A 20797-nucleotide genomic window follows, 5' to 3' on the forward strand; every position below is an offset into this window, starting at 1 on the left:
AGAGTTAGATGCGCTTCGCCACATCAATTGCGGTCCTAGGTTTTTTTCTCACGACGGCAGCGCCAACGTTCGCGGAAGAGGATCCTGGATTTCGCGACCTGAGCGTCGAACAGGTTAAGGCTTATCATGCGGGATCTCAGAAACAGAGCAGCCTAAAGTTGACTGCCTCGGTCAACCGTCGGGATATGACCTATGCTCGTGGTGAAACGCTTAAGCTTCGCGTCCAAACAAACGAGGATGCATACGTGACAGTGTTCAATGTTGGTCCAACGGGCAAGATAACGCAATTATTCCCCAATTCGTTTCAGAAAGATAATCTCGTCAAAGCTAATAGCGAGACCGAGATACCGTCACCCAATGGCAAAGCAGAAATAAAGATTTCTGGGGACCTAGGTGGCGAAGTAATTAAGATTTTCGCTTCCGATAAACCACTGAAGCTAGTGCCAGAAACCATGTTGAGCTCGGGCGAAGTCTTTGTTGCCGTAAAGAGTGACGTTGGTGAATTTGTTCGGAATTTAGAGGTTACGACCGCGGCACCAACGACTTCAGGGCAAAAGATCTCAATCGTCAACATGGCAGTAAAGACGGTCGCATCGCGCTAGTACCTTGGAAGGGCGCGTGGCTCGAAGCGTCCTTGTTGAAGATATTGATATTCTGGATTTAGAGGATTGCAACGCCAGAGCGGATTGAGCGGAAAATGAATTGTCCCTTCTATCTTGCGAGCAAGGTCTTTACCGCTGCGGCCTTCGTTGCGATTTTCGGATCGTCGGCCTTTGCGGATTGCGAGGCTCTTATTGGAAAATTCAACGTAGCACTTGAGAGCCGCAGCATTTCGGATGCGCAAAGTTTAGAATCCAAGATTGCCGTCGATGCCAGCTGTGGCGGCCGACTCGTCGAGGTACAACGTCGAAGAGCTGCTCTCGAACTGTTACTCGCTCAGCAAATGATCGACAAGCAAGCCCCAATTTCCGAGTTTGAGGCATTGGTTGTTGACGCGGATAAGCCGGATGTTTTGTGGCGTGCCGCGGTTGGGCTTGGCGACATACGATTTCGTCAGCGACGGTTTGATGAGGCAACTCGGGCTTACGAACGTGCGCTAGAAACAATCAAAAACCCTTCAAAAACTCCCACAAGTCCAAGCGAGCAAAATATTAGGGCAGTGTTTAACCGCGCGGCCGAGTCGCGAATGCTGGCCGCGAATGAGGAAGGCGGTGCCGGCAATTCTCAATTTGTGTCGGCGTCAAAAGATCAACGGGACGGTAAGATCGGTGGAACTATGTCCCCCGACATTCGCGGTTTCAAGCCGACCGCTATTCCTATTCCAATAGGCTTTGAAACCGCGTCCGCAAAATTCACCTCCATTGGAGCGCAAGCAGCAAAAGAACTTGCGGAAGTGCTTCGAGAGCAGGCGCCATCCGAAATCACGCTGGTAGGACATACCGATGAGCGCGGCGAAGCAGGCTATAACATGCGGCTGTCAGGTGAGCGTGTAAGGGCGGTCGCAAGCTACTTACAACAAAATGGCATTAACGCGAAAATTACCACAATAGCTAAAGGAAAGTCGGAACCGTTGTCACTCACAGATATGTCCGACCTGAAGCAAGAGGATATTTGGGCGCTCAATCGCCGTGTGGTGTGGAAGCGCAACTAACACACTTGGATCGAGGATCTGGTGATCATTACATTTCGAAAGCGCCAGAATAACCTACTCACAGTTCTAGTAGCATTTTTTCAAATATTGGCCGTCTCAGCCCAGGCTAGAACCATACAGCTGAAAGCCGCCGGTGGCGGCGAGGTGCGAGCTCTCATTGTTGGCATCAATCAATACGCTGCTATACGAAATCTTAAGGGTGCAGTCGCCGACGCGCGGGATATTGAAAGCACGCTCAAGAGAGCCGGAGTAACGGATCTCACCGTTTTGATCGACAAAGACGCGACGCGACGTAACATGGTGGCGGCAATTGACAGGCTTGTTGCTTTGTCAAAGACTGGCGATCTTGTTATCATTTCTTTCGCCGGTCACGGTGCTCAAGAGCCCGAACTCGTCCGTGGCTCAGAGGTGGATGGGATGGACGAGATTTTTGTATTGGCGGGCTTTTCCACTTCAGGGCCGGGCACTACCGAACGTATTATCGACGACGAATTGAACGCGTGGCTTTCACGTCTCGACAAAAATGGAGTGGACGTCCTCTTCATTGCCGATACATGTCATGGGGGAGGCCTTTCGAGGGGGGCCGATTTAAGAGTAGGCGAGCTTAGCTACCGGACGGCAGGACGAATATCACTGGCGGACGATGATCTCAAACCTATCTCCACGACTGCAGACGCATTCCTAAGCATCGAAAGCTTAAAAAACGTAACCTTTCTGGGAGCGGTGGACAAATTTTCAAAGTCTCCGGAGGTGCCAATTCCAGGAAGCACGACATTTCGTGGAGCACTCAGCTACGCGGTTGCTCGAGCGATAGATGGCGGTCGAGATGAGGCTATCACGCGCGAACAATTGTTCAGCTTTGCGCGGCAAATTGTTTATCAGTATTCCAACACGCGGCAAACAATTTCTACCGAGCCCAATACAAAAACAGCAAAACTAGACAAAGTGGTCTTTCGTTTGAAAGCGGACGGCGCGCCAGATGTTGTGGACGCCCAACAGCCAATCCGACTGCGGATAATAAATAGCGGAAGTCCGCTCGAAATTGCCGCCAATCGGACAGCGATTCGTGTCGTCGGGAACGATGAGCGGGCAGATCTAGTTTGGGACGTAAAAAATGGGGATGTTGTTAGCGCCTTCGGTGACCTTATTACCAAATGCATCGATCCAAGGTGTGTTTCCACGATTGCCGATCGTACTGCGGCAATCTTCACTGTAGCAAAACTTGCGGAGATCCGCCCCCAAACAATTAGATTGCTTCCTGATGACGAGCGGCATTCCTTGGGTGAGAGCGTGACCTTTCACGTGGAAGGGCTTTCAAAGAAGTTTTTAATCTTGGTGAATCTCGCTGGAGACGGGACGGTGCAGCTCCTTTATCCTCGTCCCGAAAAAGGCGACGCGTTGATGTTGGAGGAGCAGGATTTCAATTTGCCTCTGATCACTAGCGAGCCCCTCGGGGCCGACCAGGTTGTCGCCGTAGTATCAGACGTGCGGCTCGCTGAAATTGAAGAGGCAATTCGCGGTTTGCACAATCAAAAGGCCGCGGGAATCTTCGGGGAAATTATGAAGGCGGTCCGGAGCGAGGCTCGTGACGTCCGAATAGGTATGGCCGGTTCATTCACCGGCCGTTGAATCGAGTGCATGGAGTTTCAGATGGTGAAATTCGCTTATTTGGTCGTCCTCGTTGCAGCGCAGGCTGTACTACTAGTTGATGCGGGTTTTGCTCAAACCAATACAGCCATTAGCGAGGCCCAAGATCGTCTCGACAATTTGCAATCAGAAGTGACTTACCGAATCGTCGGCGGTTCTCTCGCGAGAGACGGCGCATGGCCTTGGCAGGTTGTTATGTATATGCGAGCGTCAGACGGCCAGTACAACATGCGGTGTGGCGGCTCGCTGATCGATTCGAAATGGGTATTGACGGCGGCGCATTGCATTGGAGCGATCAAGCCTGAAGATTATGTTTTTGTAGAGGGCACTAATTGGATAGACAGAAACCTCAAGAAGAAAGGTGGTCGAGGTCGAGCACTTGCTGTCAAGCGAGTTGTTCCGCATGCGGAATACAGTAGAGCTTCGCAAGAAAATGACATTGCGTTGTTTGAACTTGCGGTACCGGCGACCTCGAGGCCGGTCTCTCTTTCGCAAAATGAAAATTCCGAGATAGAACAAGCGGCTCGGATTAGCACCGTAACGGGTTGGGGCACGTTACGGGCAATAAAGGACTGGCACGACCTGCTAACTAATGATGCGGTCCGACCCAATGATCCTAGGTATTTCACTGACCGCCTGATGGAGGTGGACATTCCTCTTGTGAGTGAGGACGTTTGTCGGAAAGCCTACAACGATGGAAGCAGCAAAATCGATCATCGCGTTCTTTGTGCTGGCCTGCGGGAGGGTGGAAAGGACTCGTGTCAAGGGGATAGTGGTGGGCCGTTAGTGACAAAGGTTTCCCAAGGGCAATATGCACAGATTGGTGTTGTTAGCTTCGGACGGTATTGTGCCCTCAAGGAAAGTTACGGCGTATACTCGAAGGTGTCGGCCTTTATCGGTTGGATACAGAAAGAGACAGGGGTACATTTCGTTCAATCCATATTGCCGCCTTCTGTTCAACCCGCGCCACCGGTAGTTCAGCCGTTACCTCCGCCGGCCTTACCCTCTGCTTCGCCTTCCTCGCCGTCGGTACCGCCGTCAGGTCAGCCTTCGCCAGCGTCGGCCTCCGACAATGCGGCAGGCGTCTCGGTAAGCTTTGTTCAGGGCGAAACCCTGAAGGTGGGTCAAAAGGCGCAATTTCGCGTCACGACTGAAAAGCCCGGTTATCTTCTGCTCATTGATATTACGCCCGACCGAAAGATGACTCAGGTTTTTCCAAATGCACGGTCATTATCGACGCCAACTGGCGGTCGGCAAAGGTCCAATTACGTTGAGAGTAGCAGTCCTCTTTTGGTCCCTAATCCCAAAAATCCGTATGAAGGTTTTGAGTTCAAGACAGAACCGCCCTTCGGCGAAGGTTTGTTAGTCGCTATCTTGAGCGCAGAACCGATACAGTCGATTACTCTTCCTGATGCGCCCAAGACAATGGATCCAGACCAAGCGCTCGAATATTTTTCCAAACTAACGAATGAACTGGGCCGCAACCTCGAAATTGGTGGTACCGCACGCCCGCGCGATTGGTCTTTTGCGGTCAGGGGATATCGGATCATCCAATGAACCTATTCCAGACCCAGCGAAGATATATCGTTCGAGCGGCGCTAGGTGTTTTCGCAGCGATTTATTTCAAGAATGCGCTGGCCGATCCGCTAGCTGGAGGGGAGGCTCTCTCTTCATCTGTTCAGGCCGCAACCCCTATCGATCGAACTAAATTGCTGACGGCGCAGCTACGGCTCGGCCACAACTTGATAGATCGATTGGCTCGAACGAGCCATCGCCGAATAAATTTCGTAGTGTCACCGGCGAGTGTGACCACCATTCTTGCGCTCTTAGATCTTGGCGCAAGCGATGACATGCGAAATGCGCTCCATCGAACGCTGGGTTTTAGTAATGCCTCGAAGAAGACGACCGCCGATGACTTTATGGGCATCCGCTCAACTATATCCTCCCTGTCAAAGAAGACTAATGATGGGGGGCCCCTGGCTCTCGCCAACATGATTGTCTTTGATCCATCCACAAAACCGTTTCAATTGGCTTTGCTGGGACTGGCAGCGGCTGGCGCCGACGTCTCAGTCGAGGATTTGAATAAACCAGAAGCGGTTGGCAGAATTAATGATTGGATCAAGAAGCGGACGGGAGGGTTGATCCCGGCGGTCCTGGATGAAGCACCAGACGATTTGGGCCTCGTCGCGATCAATGCGCTATATTTCAAAGACCGTTGGAAGACGCCTTTCGATCCGACCGAGACGCGATTGCAGCCCTTTAATACCGGAAACGGGAAACCAATCGATGTGCCCATGATGCATCTGCCGGAGGCAAAATACGCGTTTCGACAAAACGCCAAATTTGTTGGAGTAAAACTTTCTTACGCTGCCGATGATTACAAGCTGGTGGTGATTACGACCAATGTCGGGACGGCACGTGTAAGCGCGTTTGCTCCGGTGGTCAGTTGGCTTGGAGGCGAAGACTTTGCACTCAAGGCGGGCGAAGTCGCAATTCCGAAGTTTTCATCCTCAGAAACGACTGAGCTTCTTGAGTCTCTGGACAGTTTAGGATTGAGTTTCGCTCGCAAGAATCCGCGTTCTTTTAGCGCCCTTTCTCCAGGTGCGCTTATGCTCTCTCGAATTCTTCAGAAGACGGAACTTCACGTTAACGAGGATGGCACGGAGGCGGCAGCGGCGACTGCGGTTACAGCAACGCGCTCATTTTCACCGCAATCCGAGTATGTGAAAATGGTCGTAGACAAGCCATTTGTCTTCGCGCTTCGTGACGAAAGAACGGGTTTAATTCTGCTCATGGGTTATGTTGGCAGGCCGGATTAGCTGATCGATAAAAAATCGCTAGGTAGACTCATTGAATATGAGCTGTGTATTGGTCGCTAAAGCTTGGCCAGACGCCATGCATTTATGGTTCGATCAGTGGCCGGTAGAATTTTTACTTCATGCGATAACGAGCTTGGGGGATCGGTTGTGCGCGCACCTACCATCAGCTCCTTGATATTCGTCTGGCTGCTTTCGACGGCCGTCGTTCAGGCGGCTTCCCAAAGCGACGCTCCGGTCTGCCGTGGCGATGGAAAACGTTTTGCCTTGTTGATTGGCAATCAGGATTACAAGGGGCTTCTGAACCCGCTTGCAAACCCGCGCCGCGATACGCAGGCCTTCGGGAACCTGCTTTGCGCCAATGGCTTCACTGTCTTTCGGTACAGCGATCTCGACATTGCCGGTTTCGACGCGGCGCTCTATCAGTTCGCCAATATCACGCGAGGAGCGCAAACCAGCCTAGTCTACTATTCCGGTCACGGTTTTGCCGCGGGTGGCCGCAACTGGCTCGTGCCGATCGATGCTGGGCTCGATTGCAACAACATAGGCAACGCCGACAGTGCGGATGTGAATTTCCTGCAGCGCAGATTGGTGGATCTTTCGGAAGGCGTGCTGGGGCGTCTTGACGGATCGGGCGATCAGATCGTGATCCTTGATGCTTGCCGAACCGATCCGATCCGCTCATGCTTTCGGGGTGGATCCAGCCTAACTTTGGTGAAAGGTTTCGATCGGCTGAGCACGTCAAGTGGGCGTCTGGTGCTGTATGCTACGCAGAATGGAAAACCCGCGCGCGACGCCGTAGCCGGTTCGGATACGTCGCCCCTGATGACTGCTATTGTCAAACGGCTGCCGCAGACCCCACAGCGCGACTGGCTGTCAGCGATGGGGGATATCAGCCGGGAGGTCGCTGCGCTGACGCAGCAAGAACAAGTGCCCAACCTTGACGTTAGCATTCCGCCGCAGGGTTGCCTCGCCGGGAATTGCGAGGCGGCGAAACCGCAATCCGGTCCGCCTGCAGCGGCTGTAAGCGATGAAGAAATCGCCTGGCCTTTTCTGCGGAGTACGACGGACATTGCGGCGTTGCGCGGGTTCGTGAGAGAGTTCCCTGCCGGAAAGCACCGTTTGGAAGCTGACAATCGCATAGCGGAGCTGGGGCGAGCGGCACAGGAGAAGATCGTCAAACCCGATCCGCCTCCACCCGGAAAGGTGGCTATGTTGACCGACGGCATCACCCGTCCTGCGCGCCCGCGGAGTGAAGGCGAGAGTTGTGCCGATCGCAATACAGCTGCGGGCACAGATCACTATTGTGCAAGTTCACGCCTGTCACCCGAATTCGGCAATTCCTACGGCGTGCGGAACCTCTATAGTGCGGATTCATCGGTCGCATGGGTTGAAGGAGCGTCCGGCTATGGCATCGGGGAGTGGATTACCGTTGAGTTCGATGGTCGTCGGAGCGTCCGATCAGTGCTGATAGACAATGGTTACCAGAAGAATTCGGATATTTATTATAAGAATAGTCGCGTCAAGCGCGTTCGGCTGGTGTTTTCCTCGGGCGAGAACGTTGTCCGCGCGCTCGATGATAAATTTGGCACCCAGAACATCGCCTTGGATCGGCCGATCAATGCCTATTGGGTGCAGGTCGTCATCGAAGACGTGTATCGCGGCTCAAAATACAGTGACACCGCCATTTCGAAGCTTCGCGTCACTTCAGATCGCCAGCAATGAGAACGAAATTCCCTTCCATGCGCCAAACATTGGTGGCGACCTTTATGATGGTCAGTTGCGAATCTGAAATGAGTGCGCGCGCGGAAGGTCTGGGGAACGGATTTGTGTTTCTGAGTGAGATCGATCCGACAGTCATTCAGGATATGCGCTACGCAGGGAACAATAATTTCACAGGACGACCGCTGCCGGGCTATGGATCTGCGCAATGTGTCGTCAAGACGCCGGTTGCCGATGCGCTCAAACGGGTTCAGGCCGAGCTGGCTGCCAGGAAACTATCGCTCAAGATGCTGGATTGCTACCGGCCCATACGCGCGGTTCAAGCAATGGTCCAATGGGTCGGTGACAGCAAGATCACCGGAGATAAAAACTACTTTCCGCGCACGAAGAAATCAGCACTTATCAATCAGGGATATATCGCATCGCGATCGGGCCATTCGACTGGGACAGTTCTTGACCTGACGCTGGTAGACCTCAACGTCTCAGCGGACGGTGCGAATGACCCGATCGGAAGTGGGCCTTGCATCGCTGAAGATAACGGACGAGCGCCGGATGAACTTGATATGGGGACAAGCTTCGATTGCTTTGATCCGAAAAGCGCGACGTTCAGCAGTGAAATTACCAAACAGCAGCAACAGAACCGCGCCATTTTGGTCGCGCTGATGGGGCGGCATGGCTTCTCCAATTATAAGCGTGAGTGGTGGCATTTTTCGTTTCGAAGCGCATCATCTGGAGCTTTCGACTTCGATATTCCGGCAAAGCCGAAGTCTTAGACAACAGCAATTCAAGCCGACGGATAGGCGTGGGATATTGGAGCAGGCGAGGTACAGGTTCGCGGTTTCTCGTTGCTTTAATGGGTCGGACTGATTTTGGACCTTCACGGTGCTGGCTCGCGTGTTTGCTGGCGTTTTTTCAGGGTGGAAATTGAGATGAAGCAGACCCGTTTTCTACGATGTGAGTTCGCACGGAACTGGACGGATCCTGACTGACTAGGCTGAAATTTTGGACGGAGTACCCTGAGAAATGGCTAAGATTTCAAGAATCATGTCGTCTTGGCGAAGGGCCTCTGTCCTCGTCTCGGTTTGCGGAGTTATCTCTCTGGATCTGACTTTTTCGGCATCGCCTCAGAATGCTGATGCAAGAATCGTTCTCCAACTTGGGCATGGCTCCGGCGTAACTTCTGTCGCGTTTTCGCCTGATCGAAAGACGGTGCTGACCGGAAGTTACGACACGACGGCTCGGCACTGGGATTTGTCGACCGGGCGAGAGATCCGGAAATTCATTGGACATTCAGACATGGTTTGGTCCGTGGCGTATTCTTTCGACGGGCAAAAAATAGTAACAGGCAGCTCCGACAAGACCGCGCGAATCTGGGATGTGACGACTGGACGCGAACTGCATCAGCTAGTTGGCCACTCTGAACGAATTACTGCAGTCTCGTTTTCGCCAGACGGTCGGACGATTTTGACTGGAAGCGATGATGGGTCCGCGAGGTTATGGGACGTCTCAAGCGGTCGAGAGTTGTACCAACTTAAGCACGGGATCGGCGTATTTACTGTTGCGTTTTCGGCGGACGGTCGGAGTATTTTAACCGGAGGTATGGACAACACCGCGCGGCTTTGGGACGCGGCTACCGGACGCGTATCGCGACAATTTAAAGGGCACACGAATTGGGTCCAATCAGTTGCCTTTTCGCCTGACGGACGGATGATCTTAACGGGTAGCGTAGATAAAACGGCGCGGCTGTGGGATGTGGCAACAGGCCGGGAGATAAAAGTGCTTAAAGGGCACTCAGAGCAAATAGCGTCTGTTTCATTTTCATCGGATGGTCGGATTGCACTCACCGCTAGCTGGGACAAGACGGCTCGGCTCTGGGACGTCCCCGCGGGCAGTGAGTTACGACAGCTTGCTGGACACTCAGATTTAATCTTGTCTGTCGCGCTTTCCCCCGACGGTCAGACGATTTTGACGGGAAGCCAAGACAAGACGGCTAGACTTTGGGACTTTGCTACGGGGAACGAGTTACGCAAACTTGCGGGACGGTCGGCCTCAGTGCAGTCTGTTGCGTTCTCCCCAGACGGACGATGGGTGCTCGCAGGAAGCGAAGACGGCATTGCGATCTTGTGGGAGGTCGCGACCGGACATGTCCGGAACCAGTTTAGCGGACATACAGGTTTAATTTCATCCGTTGCTTATTCACCGGACGGGAAAGCCGCACTGACGGGAAGCCGAGACAAGACCGTGCGGCTTTGGGACGTAGCGGATGGGCGTGAACTAAGGCGCTTCGAAGGGCACACCGGAGAAGTAGCGTCTGTCGCATATTCGCCGGATGGGCGGACCATGTTGAGCGGAAGTTGGGATCAAACCGCGCGGCTGTGGGATTTAGCGAGTGGTCGTGAATTGCGGCAGTTTAAGGGGCATTCAGGTTGGGTGATAGCTGTAGCCTTTTCGCCAGACGGGCGGACTGCATTGACCGGCAGTTTGGATAATACGGCCTGCCTCTGGGATGTGGCCACCGGGCGCAAAATACGGCAATTAAAAGGGCACTCGTCAACCGTCGATTCTGTTGCGCTCTCGCCCGACGGAAAAACGGCGGTCACTGGAAGTTTCGACAAAACCGCAAGGTTGTGGGAAGTGGCGACGGGCCGTGAGTTGTACCGATTCACCGGGCACTTAGATAGCGTACTATCGGTAGCGTTTTCGCCGGATGGAAAGACCGTATTGTCGGGAAGTACGGACAAGACTGCGAGGTTATGGGATGTTGCGACAGGCCGCGAACGTTCCCAATTCGTCGGGCCACCGGGGCTGGTTATTTCTAGTGCGTTTTCACCGGACGGCCGTAAGGTTGTTACTGGAAGTACTGATGGCACGAGAATTTGGGATATTGATTCAGTTGCGCTACCTGCAAGCATGATTGCATTCGAAGGCGGCGAGTGGCTGACGGTTACTCCTGAAGGCTTTTTCGACGCATCGTCGCCGAAGGCTGCGCAGAATGTGAACGTGGTCCGCGGTCTTGAGGTGTCATCTGCTGATCAGGTTTACAATGCTCTGTACCGGCCTGATCTGGTCCGGGAGAAGCTTGCGGGCGATCCTGATGGCAAGGTGAAGGCAGCAGCAGCCAAGCTTGACTTGAACAAGGTAATGGCGAGCGGTTCCGCGCCGAAGGTTGCGATCACGTCACCGGCCGCGGGTTCTTCTTCGGCAACGGACGAGATCTCGGTCGAGGCGACGGTGTCCGATGGGGGTGGCGGCATCGGCAGGGTAGAATGGCGCGTCAACGGCGTCACATCGGGCATCGAGACGAGGGGCCTGGAGCGGGTAGCGGCGGACGCAGTATCTGGTCCGGGAAGGTCCTTGACCGTGAAGCGTTCACTGGCACTGGAGCGCGGCGAGAACCGGATCGAGGTGTTGGCCTACAATAGCAGGGACCTGATCGCCTCGGAGCCGGCCTCGGTGACGGTGACCTGGGATGGCGAGAAGACCGCAACCCCGCCCAAGCTCTATGTGATGGCGGTCGGGGTAAACGATTATTATGACAGCCGGCTGCGGTTGTCCTATGCGGTGCCGGATGCCACTGCGATTGTCGAGGGCTTCCGCAAGGCCGGTACCGGGCTCTATGCCGCGGTCGATGTGACGACGGTCCTGGATAAGGATGTCACCATCGCCAATCTGGACAAGGTGTTCACCGAGCTCGGCAAGAAGGCGCAGCCGCGCGATGTCTTCGTGTTCTTCCTGGCCGGGCACGGCAAGACCAAGAACGGTCGCTACTACTTCCTGCCCCGGGACTTCCGCTACGAGGATGAGGACTCGATCGAGAAGGCCGGCATGGACCAGGACAAGTTCCAGGCCTGGTTCGCCAAGATCCCTGCTCGCAAAAGCATCCTGCTCTACGACACCTGCGAGAGCGGCTCGCTGACCGGCACCAAGGCCAGAGGCAGCGACATCGACGAACGGCTCGGCGCGCTCAACCGCATGACCCGGGCGACGGGGCGAACCTTCCTGACAGCAACAACGGATGATGCCCCGGCAATGGAGGGTTACCGCGGCCATGGCGTGTTCACCTATGCGCTGCTCGATGCGCTCGACCATGCCGACGTCAACAAGAACGGCCTGATCGAGGTCTCGGAGCTTGCCGACTATATCGACCAGAAGGTCCCCGATTTCTCCTTCGAAGCATTCAAGCTGCGCCAGATCCCGCAGCGGAACATCGTCGGCAATAACTTCGCGCTTACAAATAAGATAGCTATACTGACGGGGACCGGTACCTTCCCAGCCAAAGCCACCACCGCCTCGGCCGGCGGCGCGCCTTCGAGCGATGTGGTCATCCCAGCCAAGCCAACCCACGTGGCCATTACTCCGGTAGATGTCTTCGAACGGTTGGCGGGGCAGGGTGCCAAACTTCAGCAACTGCCGGCAGGAACGCTACTTTCGCTGATCAAGATCGAGCAGGGTTGGATGCTTGTCGCAAAAGACGGAAAGTCGGTAGGCTATGTCGCTGAGGACCGTCTGATGCGAGTTCAGTGAAAATACATCAGCCCTGCTTTCGAGACAACGTGGGTTGGAACTCATGAATTCAAAGCTCGCGATTAGGTACCCATATTTATGCGCCATCTTTTATCTTTCGATGAGCGTCGGTCTCGTTCTCTTCTCGACAGCATTGTTCGCCGCCGCCCAGCCACTCAATGTAGAAATCGTTTCGCAGTTAGGTCATAAATCTCCAATAATTTCCGCTCGCTTTTCGCCAGACGGGCGGACGGTGCTGACCGGAAGTTTGGATAATACGGCGCGATTGTGGGATGTTAGAACTGGACGCGAGTTGCGGCATTTCGCAGGGCACTCAGGGTGGGTGCAAGCCGTGGCGTTTTCGCCAAACAGCCGGATGGTGCTGACGGGGAGCACCGACAAGACTGTGCGGTTGTGGGATGTAACTACTGGACGTCAACTCCTCGAGCTCAAAGGACACGAATCCAAAATAACGTCCGTAGCCTTTGCACGCGACGGGCGCGCAGTACTAACGGGAAGTGACGACAAGACTGCTCGGTTGTGGGATGCAACCACGGGGCGTGAACAGCGAAAATTCGTAGGGCACTCCAGCGCGGTAACTTCCGCCACGTTTTCCCCTGATGGGCGGACGGTACTGACCGGAAGCGCCGACGAAACGGCGCGGCTGTGGGATGTGGCGACTGGACGCCAATTACAGCAGTACAAAGGGCACTCCGGCGGGTTGAATTTCGTCGCGTTTTCGCCCGATGGACGTAAAGTTCTGACCGGAAGCGACGACAAAACAGCGCGGCTATGGGAGGTGGCGACGGGACGCGAACTGCGGCAGTTCATTGGGCATGCTGGATGGGTGACCTCTGTCACAGTCGCGCCGGACGGACAGACGTTGCTCACGGGATGTAGCGACCAGACAGCGCGACTATGGGACCTGGCGACGGGGCGTGAGCTGCGAAAGTTCGTAGGGCACACAGGTCCGGTGCAATCTGTAGCGTATTCGCCTGACGGACAGGTGGTGTTGACGGGAAGTTACGATCTTACTGCGCGGCTTTGGGATGTAGCCACAGGGCAGGAGCTGAGGCGGTTCACGGGTCACACAGTGATAGTTCGATCAGTCGCGTTTTCGCGGGATGGGCGCTTAGCAGTAACAGGAAGTCTCGACAAAACCGCGGGCCTCTGGGATGTGGCGACCGGAAGGAAGCTGCGACAGTTTACCGGACACTCGAATAGTTTAGCGGCTGTGACAGTCTCGCCGGACGGAAGCATGTTGCTGACGGGCAGTGCCGACAACACCGCAATCTAGTGTTCTGTCACTGACATTTGAATCCCAACTTGTCGCGAACATGATTCACTCGCGGCATGGGAAATGACTTGATTGTACTTGATCGCAGGGCTCGCAGGGAACTGGAGCAACTGCTCACCGATGGAAACACGGCTCAGAAGATCGCCAAGCGAGCGAGGATCGTGCTGATGACGGCGGACGGTCATGGCGTCGTGGCGATTATGCGTGAGGTCGGGGTTTCGAAGACCACCGTCTGGCGCTGGCAGGACTATTTTGCCGAGACCGGCGTCGATGGTCTGATCAAAGGCCGCTCCAAGCCGCCTGGCCGAAAGCCGCTCAGCGCTGCTATGAAGCTCAAGGTCGTCGAGAAGACCGTGAAGGAGCGTCCCGCCAATGCCACGCACTGGAGCGTGCGATCGATGGCGGAAGAAATGGGCATCAGCCACACGAGCGTACAGCGCATCTGGGCCGAACACGGCCTCAAGCCGCATCTCGTGCGCAGCTTCAAGATCTCCAACGATCCCGACTTCGTCGCGAAGGTCGAGGACATCGTCGGCCTTTACGTCGATCCGCCGGAGAAGGCACTGGTGCTTTCCGTCGATGAGAAGAGCCAAATCCAGGCACTCGACCGCACGCAGCCGGGTTTGCCCTTGAAAAAGGGCCGTGCCGGCACGATGACCCATGATTACAAGCGCAACGGCACCACAACACTCTTCGCTGCGCTCGATGTGGCGGCCGGTACCGTCATCGGCGAATGTCTGGCACGCCATCGGGCAGACGAGTTCCTGTCGTTTCTGAAAACAATCGACCGCGAGACGCCCGCACATCTCGATCTGCATCTGATCCTCGACAACTACGCCACCCACAAGACGCCGGCCGTGAAGCGCTGGTTGGCGCGACACAAACGCTTCACACTGCACTTCACGCCGACTTCCTGTTCCTGGCTCAACCTCGTCGAGCGGCTCTTCGCCGAAATCACTCGCCAGCGCATCCGGCGAGGGACCTTCAACGACGTCACCGAACTCAAGACCGCGATTGACGAGTGGATCGAGCATCGAAACCAAAACCCAAAGCCCTTCAAGTGGACCGCCAGCGCCAAATCCATCCTCGCAAAGCACCACCGAGCCAAAAAAGCGCTCGCCATCGCAAAAGCGGGATGCAAATGAATGAGTCAGAACACTAGCGACCGGCCGAGAATTGCGACAGTTCGTAGGGCACACAGGCATGGTACGATCTGTCGCATTTTCGCCCGATGGACGCTCCGTGCTAACAGGAAGTTTTGACAAAACCGCTCGGCTTTGGGAAATGGACACGGGGCGGGAGCTGCAGCAGTTCGTCGGTCATACAAATAGGCTGGCATCCGTAGCGTTTTCTCCAAATGGACGGACGGTTCTGACCGGGGGCCAGGACGGTAGTGCTCGGTTATGGGAAGTGGCGACGGGGCGCGAACTACGCCAGTTCCTCGGACACTCAGTCGGGACTAGTGTCTACGACGTTTTAGGGCGTTTCGCTCTCGTGAGTTCTGTCGCGTTTTCGCCTGATGGCCAGACCATCGCGACAGGAGGGAACGATACCACTGCGCGGCTGTGGGAGGTGGCCACCGGACGCGAGTTGAGGCGCTTCACCGGCCACTCAGACTGGATTCAGTCCGTCGCGTTTTCGCCGGACGGACGGACGGTATTGACCGGTAGCATGGATCATACGTCGCGCTTATGGGAGGTGGCTACGGGAAATCAGATTCGGCAGATTATGCACGCCGCTTGGGTCGAGTCCGCAGTCTTTTCACCAGACGGGCAGACGGTGTTGAGCGGAATCGGAGATGGAACAACCGACGTTTGGAATATTGCAGCCGATAGGCAACGTGCGACTATGATCGGGTATGACGATAATACGTGGTTGACGATCACACCGGAGGGATTCTTTGACGCTTCCTCCCCTAAAGCAGCGCAGAACCTAAGTATTGTTCGTGGCCTTGAGGTGTCATCGGTCGATCAGGTTTACAATGCGCTGTATCGACCCGACCTGGTGCGGGAGAAGCTGGCTGGCGATCCCGACGGTAAGGTGAAGGCTGCGGCGGCCAAGCTCGATCTCAACAAGGTGATGGCGAGCGGCGCGGCACCGAAGGTGGCGATCACGGCACCGGCTGCGGGGTCGTCTTCTCCGGCCGATGAGGTCGCGGTCGAGGCTACGGTGTCCGATCAAGGTGGCGGCATCGGCAAGGTGGAGTGGCGAGTCAACGGCGTCACGTCGGGCATCGAAACGAGAGGCCTGGAGCGGGTCGAGGCGGCGGCTTCTGCGGGAAGGTCCTTGACCGTTAAGCGATCTTTGGCACTGGAGCGTGGCGAGAACCGGATCGAAGTGCTGGCCTATAACGCAAAAGACCTGATCGCCTCGGAGGCGGCCTCGGTGACGGTGAGCTGGGACGGCGAGAAGACCGCCACGCCGCCCAAGCTCTTTGTGATGGCGGTCGGGGTGAACGATTATTACGACAGCCGGCTCAGGCTGTCCTATGCGGTGCCGGATGCTACCGCGATTGCCGAGGGTTTCCGCAAGGCCGGCACCGGGCTCTATGCCGCGGTCGATGTCACGACGGTGCTGGATACCGACGTGACCATCGCCAATCTGGACAAGGTGTTCACCGAGCTGGGCAAGAAGGCGCAGCCCCGCGATGTGTTCGTGTTCTTCCTAGCCGGGCACGGCAAGACTAAGAACGGCCGCTACTACTTCCTGCCCAGGGACTTCCGCTACGAGGACGAGGACTCGATCGAGAAGACCGGCATGGACCAGGACAAGTTCCAGGCCTGGTTCGCCAAGATCCCCGCCCGCAAAAGCATCCTGCTCTACGACACCTGCGAGAGCGGCTCGCTGACCGGCACCAAGGCGCGCGGCAGCGACATCGACGAGAGGCTGGGCGCGCTCAACCGCATGACCCGGGCGACGGGGCGAACCTTCCTCACGGCAACCACCGACGATGCCCCGGCGCTGGAGGGCTATCGCGGCCATGGCGTGTTCACCTACGCGCTGCTGGACGCGCTGGAGCATGCCGACGTCAACAAGAACGGCCTGATCGAGGTCTCGGAGCTTGCCGACTATATCGACCAGAAGGTCCCCGATTTCTCCTTCGAAGCATTCAAGCTGCGCCAGATCCCACAACGCAACATCGTCGGCAACAACTTCGCGCTGACTAACAAGACGTCGATTCTTACGACGGCGAACGATGCCAATTCCGGCAACAGGCAAAAGGGTAATGGACCTGTCGCCGCAATCGTTTCAGCGCTCTCGGGCACGGCTATTCCAACAAAGCCGACTCACGTCCTGGTGGCACCGTCAGACGTGTTGGTTATCGCGGCAATAGACGGCGTCATTGTAGAACGGTTAGCTGCAGGGTCTCAGGTGACACTGGTTGAACTTGCGAATGGATGGGCCGCTGTTGCTCGTAACGGGAAAAAAATTGGTTACGTTCAGGAACAAGCACTTCTTAAGCTCCAATGAGAAAACTATTGGTTTTGATGACTCGCCTTCCGCGCAGGTTGTGCCGAAGCCTGCAAATGGTGAGAAAAGACGGCAGTCGCTGGAGAAGAATCCCTGGAAGGACACCCGAACGACCAAAATTTGAAACAGCAGTGAGAGCTCCAAGCTTGGAGTTGATTGCGCATCGCCAATTGATTGCCATTTCCCGATTGCAGGAGCTCTGAATGCCCTCCGAACGAAACCGGTTCCGAACATCATCTTTTAGGTTCGTTCTACCTCTCGCAGTCTTATTTATCTTTGCGCAGAATGCCTTTGCGCAAGTTCCCTCGGCCCCCGTAGAAATCGTTCCGCAGCTGGGGCCTGGGGGGACGGTTTACGGCGTTGCAATTTCGCCGGACGGCCGTTTCATCGCGTCCGGAAGCAATACAGTCAAACTATGGGATAGCAAAAGTGGACGCGAGGTCCGCTCGTTTGCTGGGCATTCCTCCAATATCAGTTCCGTTGCATTTTCACCCAATGGCAGGCAGATCATTTCCGGCAGCGGCGATGACACCATCAAGCTTTGGGATATAGAGACTGGGCGCGAAATCCGCACCTTTAAAGGCCACGCTTATGAAGTGAACTCCGTGGCATTTTCGCCCGATGGTCGCTTCATTGTGTCAGGAAGCGACGACAAAAATATTAAACTTTGGGATTCTGAAAGCGGACGGGAGCTTCGAACTTTGTCGGGCCATACTAGCTATGTCAGGAGCGTGGCGTTCTCGCGAGATGGTCGACGAATTCTATCTGGCGGCTGGGATAATACAATCAAGCTGTGGGATGCAAATACGGGTCGCGAGCTTCGCACCTTCAAAGGGCACACCGATAAAATAGCGTCGGTGTCGTTTTCTCCTGATGCTCGATGGGTCGTATCAGGAAGCTGGGATAAGACCATCAAGCTTTGGGACACCGAGACGGGTCGTGAACTCCGTTCCTTCAAAGGCCACGCTGCAAAAATAGCATCGGTTTTATTTTCTCCTGATGGCCGGAGGATCATGTCGGGAAGTGAGGATAAGACCATCAAACTTTGGGATGCCGGCACCGGGCTTGAACTCCGCACATTCACCGGGCACACCAGTACGGTTAGTGCAGTGGGATTTTTGCCCGATGGTCGGCTTGTGTCCGGAAGCTGGGACAACATTATCAAGCTGTGGGATCCAGATAGCGGGCGCGAACTCCACACCTTCAAAAGACAAACCGACACTATCCTTGCCGTAGCATTCTCGGCCAACGGTCGCCGGATCATCTCGGAAAACGACGATGGCGTCCTGAAACTTTGGGATGCCGATGGCGGAGGCAAGCTTATTGCTTTCAATAAGCATGTAGACGTTCGTTCGGCGGCGCTTTCGACCGACGGTCAAAGGATGCTGTCGGGAAGCAACGATGGAACTATCAAACTGTGGGATACCACTTCGGGGCGTGAACTTCGTACCCTCGTTGGACATGCGGGTTGGGTTCAGTCGTTGGCATTTTCGACCGATGGGCGGAGAATTCTATCGGGAAGCTGGGATAAGACCGCCAAAATTTGGGACGCTGAGAGTGGACGCGAAATCCGCAACCAAAAGACCGACTCTATCGCAGTTATGTCAGTCACGTTTTCGCCTGATGGCCGGCGCGTCGCTTCGGGGGGAGTGGATAAGCTTGTGAAGCTTTGGGATGCCGAAAGTGGACGGGTGCTTCGCAATCAGAAAGGGCACACTGAATCGGTTTCCTACCTCTCGTTTTCGTCCGATGGCCAGCGACTTTTGTCCGGAAGCTGGGATAAGACTGTCAAGCTTTGGGACGTCGAAAGCGGCCGAGACCTTCGTACGTTTTCAGGACACAGCGGTAACGTCAATTGCGCGGCGTTTTCGCCCGATGGTCGATGGATTGCTTCGGGAAGTGATGACAGCACTATCAAGCTTTGGGATGTTGAAAGTGGGCGCGAACTACGAACCCTCATCGGGCATGCCGCGTCGGTAACGACGCTGGCTTTTTCTCCGGACGGTCGATGGATCAACTCCGGAAGCTGGGATGGAACCACAAAATTGTGGGACGCTAGTAGCGGTGCCCTGATCGGGACAGCAGTTTCTTTCATGGACGGCGAATGGGTGTTTCTGACGCCCGAGGGATTTTTTGATACGTCGTCCCCGAAGGGGGCTAAGAATCTGAGCGTCGTCCGTGGCCTTGAGGTGTCATCGATCGACCAGGCCTACAATGCGCTGTACCGGCCAGATCTGGTGCGGGAGAAGCTAGCGGGCGACCCCGACGGTAAGGTGAAGGCTGCAGCAGCCAAGCTTGACTTGAACAAGGTAATGGCGAGCGGTTCGGCCCCGAAGGTGGCAATTGCGTCGCCTGCTGCAGGAACGTCATCGGCGACGGACGAGGTCGTGATCCAGGCGACGGTGTCCGATCAAGGCGGCGGCATCGGCAAGGTGGAGTGGCGGGTCAATAGCGTCACATCAGGCATCGGGTCGAGACGGCTGTGTCTGCGGGAAGGACGATGACGGTGAAGCGGTCGCTGGCGCTGGAGCGTGGCGAGAACCGAATTGAGGTGCTGGCCTATAATGCGAAGGACCTGATCGCCTCGGAGCCGGCCTCGGTGACCGTGACCTGGGACGGCGAGAAGACCGCCACGCCGCCCAAGCTCTATGTGATGGCGGTCGGGGTGAACGATTATTACGACAGCCGGCTCAGGCTGTCCTATGCGGTGCCGGATGCTACCGCGATTGCCGAGGGTTTCCGCAAGGCCGGCACCGGGCTCTATGCCGCGGTCGATGTCACGACGGTGCTGGATACCGACGTGACCATCGCCAATCTGGACAAGGTGTTCACCGAGCTGGGCAAGAAGGCGCAGCCCCGCGATGTGTTCGTGTTCTTCCTAGCCGGGCACGGCAAGACTAAGAACGGCCGCTACTACTTCCTGCCCAGGGACTTCCGCTACGAGGACGAGGACTCGATCGAGAAGACCGGCATGGACCAGGACAAGTTCCAGGCCTGGTTCGCCAAGATCCCCGCCCGCAAGAGCATTCTGCTCTACGACACTTGCGAGAGCGGCTCGCTGACCGGCACCAAGGCGAGGGGTAGCGACATCGACGAGCGGCTGGGCGCGCTCAACCGCATGACCCGGGCGACGGGGCGAACCTTCCTCACCGCGACAACGGACGATGCCCCAGCGCTGGAGGGCTACCGCGGCCACGGGGTGTTCACCTATGCGCTGCTGGATGCGTTGGAGCAGGCCGACGTCAACAAGAACGGGCTGATCGAAGTCTCCGAGCTTGCCGACTACATCGACCAGAAGGTCCCCGACTTCTCCTTCGAGGCATTCAAGCTGCGTCAGATCCCGCAGCGGAACATCGTCGGTAATAACTTCGCGCTCACAAATAAAACAACTATACTGACGGCGAGCAACGCCGCCTTAGCCAACGCGGCCACGGGCGGCGGGACGAGCGACTTGGCTATTCCTACCAAACCGACCCACGTTGTCATCACGACCTCGCCGGCAGATGTCTTCGAAAGTATCGTTGGTGACGGGGCCAAGGGAATTGCGGTCCATCGATTAAACTTCGGAACGTTGGTCGTGGTTATGAAGAGCGCAAACGGGTGGGATCTGATCGCTAGAGAGGGGAGGGCCTTGGGATATGTTGCTCACGCCAGTCTCGCGCCGGTGCAGTGAACGTGTTGGATTTCCTT

At 55.8% G+C, this 20797-nt stretch carries 13 protein-coding genes and 1 pseudogene; all 14 read left to right on the top strand.

Annotated features, from left to right (window positions below; translation table 11 throughout):
* Positions 1-8 precede the first annotated feature (8 nt).
* The 14 genes and pseudogenes from V1289_RS35395 (at position 9) to V1289_RS35455 (ending at position 20780) form a co-directional block, all read left to right on the top strand.
* Positions 9-602, top strand: a complete 594-nt coding sequence (locus tag V1289_RS35395) for a DUF4384 domain-containing protein (RefSeq protein ID WP_334403157.1) — start codon at positions 9-11, stop codon at positions 600-602.
* 95 nt (positions 603-697) lie between these two features.
* Positions 698-1651: an OmpA family protein gene (locus V1289_RS35400; RefSeq protein ID WP_334403160.1), complete on the top strand. Its 954-nt coding sequence runs from the start codon at positions 698-700 to the stop codon at positions 1649-1651.
* A 21-nt stretch (positions 1652-1672) separates the two neighbouring features.
* Positions 1673-3280 (top strand): caspase family protein, encoded by a 1608-nt coding sequence (locus V1289_RS35405; RefSeq protein ID WP_334403163.1) that lies wholly within the window; start codon positions 1673-1675, stop codon positions 3278-3280.
* Between the two features lie 21 nt (positions 3281-3301).
* On the top strand, positions 3302-4855 hold the full coding sequence (locus tag V1289_RS35410; protein WP_334403166.1) for a trypsin-like serine protease: 1554 nt from the start codon (positions 3302-3304) through the stop codon (positions 4853-4855).
* Positions 4852-6117, top strand: a complete 1266-nt coding sequence (locus V1289_RS35415; RefSeq protein ID WP_334403168.1) for a serpin family protein — start codon at positions 4852-4854, stop codon at positions 6115-6117. The genes V1289_RS35410 and V1289_RS35415 overlap by 4 nt, the downstream gene beginning before the upstream one ends.
* A 147-nt stretch (positions 6118-6264) precedes the next feature.
* Positions 6265-7839, top strand: a complete 1575-nt coding sequence (locus tag V1289_RS35420; protein ID WP_334403171.1) for an NADase-type glycan-binding domain-containing protein — start codon at positions 6265-6267, stop codon at positions 7837-7839.
* Positions 7836-8609, top strand: a complete 774-nt coding sequence (locus V1289_RS35425; RefSeq protein WP_334403173.1) for a M15 family metallopeptidase — start codon at positions 7836-7838, stop codon at positions 8607-8609. Before V1289_RS35420 ends, V1289_RS35425 begins: the two co-directional genes overlap by 4 nt.
* A gap of 271 nt (positions 8610-8880) precedes the next feature.
* Positions 8881-12360, top strand: a complete 3480-nt coding sequence (locus V1289_RS35430; protein WP_442896217.1) for a caspase family protein — start codon at positions 8881-8883, stop codon at positions 12358-12360.
* A gap of 43 nt (positions 12361-12403) precedes the next feature.
* Positions 12404-13636 carry a WD40 repeat domain-containing protein gene (locus tag V1289_RS35435; protein WP_334407800.1) on the top strand — a complete coding sequence of 411 codons (1233 nt, stop codon included), beginning with the start codon at positions 12404-12406 and terminating at the stop codon, positions 13634-13636.
* Between the two features lie 56 nt (positions 13637-13692).
* Positions 13693-14781, top strand: a complete 1089-nt coding sequence (locus V1289_RS35440) for an IS630 family transposase (protein ID WP_334403174.1) — start codon at positions 13693-13695, stop codon at positions 14779-14781.
* A 31-nt stretch (positions 14782-14812) separates the two neighbouring features.
* Positions 14813-15031 (top strand): annotated as a pseudogene (locus tag V1289_RS49965) (WD40 repeat domain-containing protein); the annotation flags it as partial.
* A 99-nt stretch (positions 15032-15130) separates the two neighbouring features.
* On the top strand, positions 15131-17107 hold the full coding sequence (locus tag V1289_RS35445; protein WP_334403176.1) for a caspase family protein: 1977 nt from the start codon (positions 15131-15133) through the stop codon (positions 17105-17107).
* Between the two features lie 203 nt (positions 17108-17310).
* Positions 17311-19611 carry an Ig-like domain-containing protein gene (locus tag V1289_RS35450; RefSeq protein ID WP_334403178.1) on the top strand — a complete coding sequence of 767 codons (2301 nt, stop codon included), beginning with the start codon at positions 17311-17313 and terminating at the stop codon, positions 19609-19611.
* A complete protein-coding gene (locus tag V1289_RS35455; RefSeq protein ID WP_334403181.1) occupies positions 19608-20780 on the top strand; it encodes a caspase family protein in 1173 nt (390 codons plus the stop codon). The genes V1289_RS35450 and V1289_RS35455 overlap by 4 nt, the downstream gene beginning before the upstream one ends.
* The last annotated feature ends 17 nt before the right edge of the window (positions 20781-20797 follow it).

This window comes from Bradyrhizobium sp. AZCC 2289, assembly GCF_036924615.1.
In the GTDB taxonomy this organism is placed as follows: domain Bacteria; phylum Pseudomonadota; class Alphaproteobacteria; order Rhizobiales; family Xanthobacteraceae; genus Bradyrhizobium.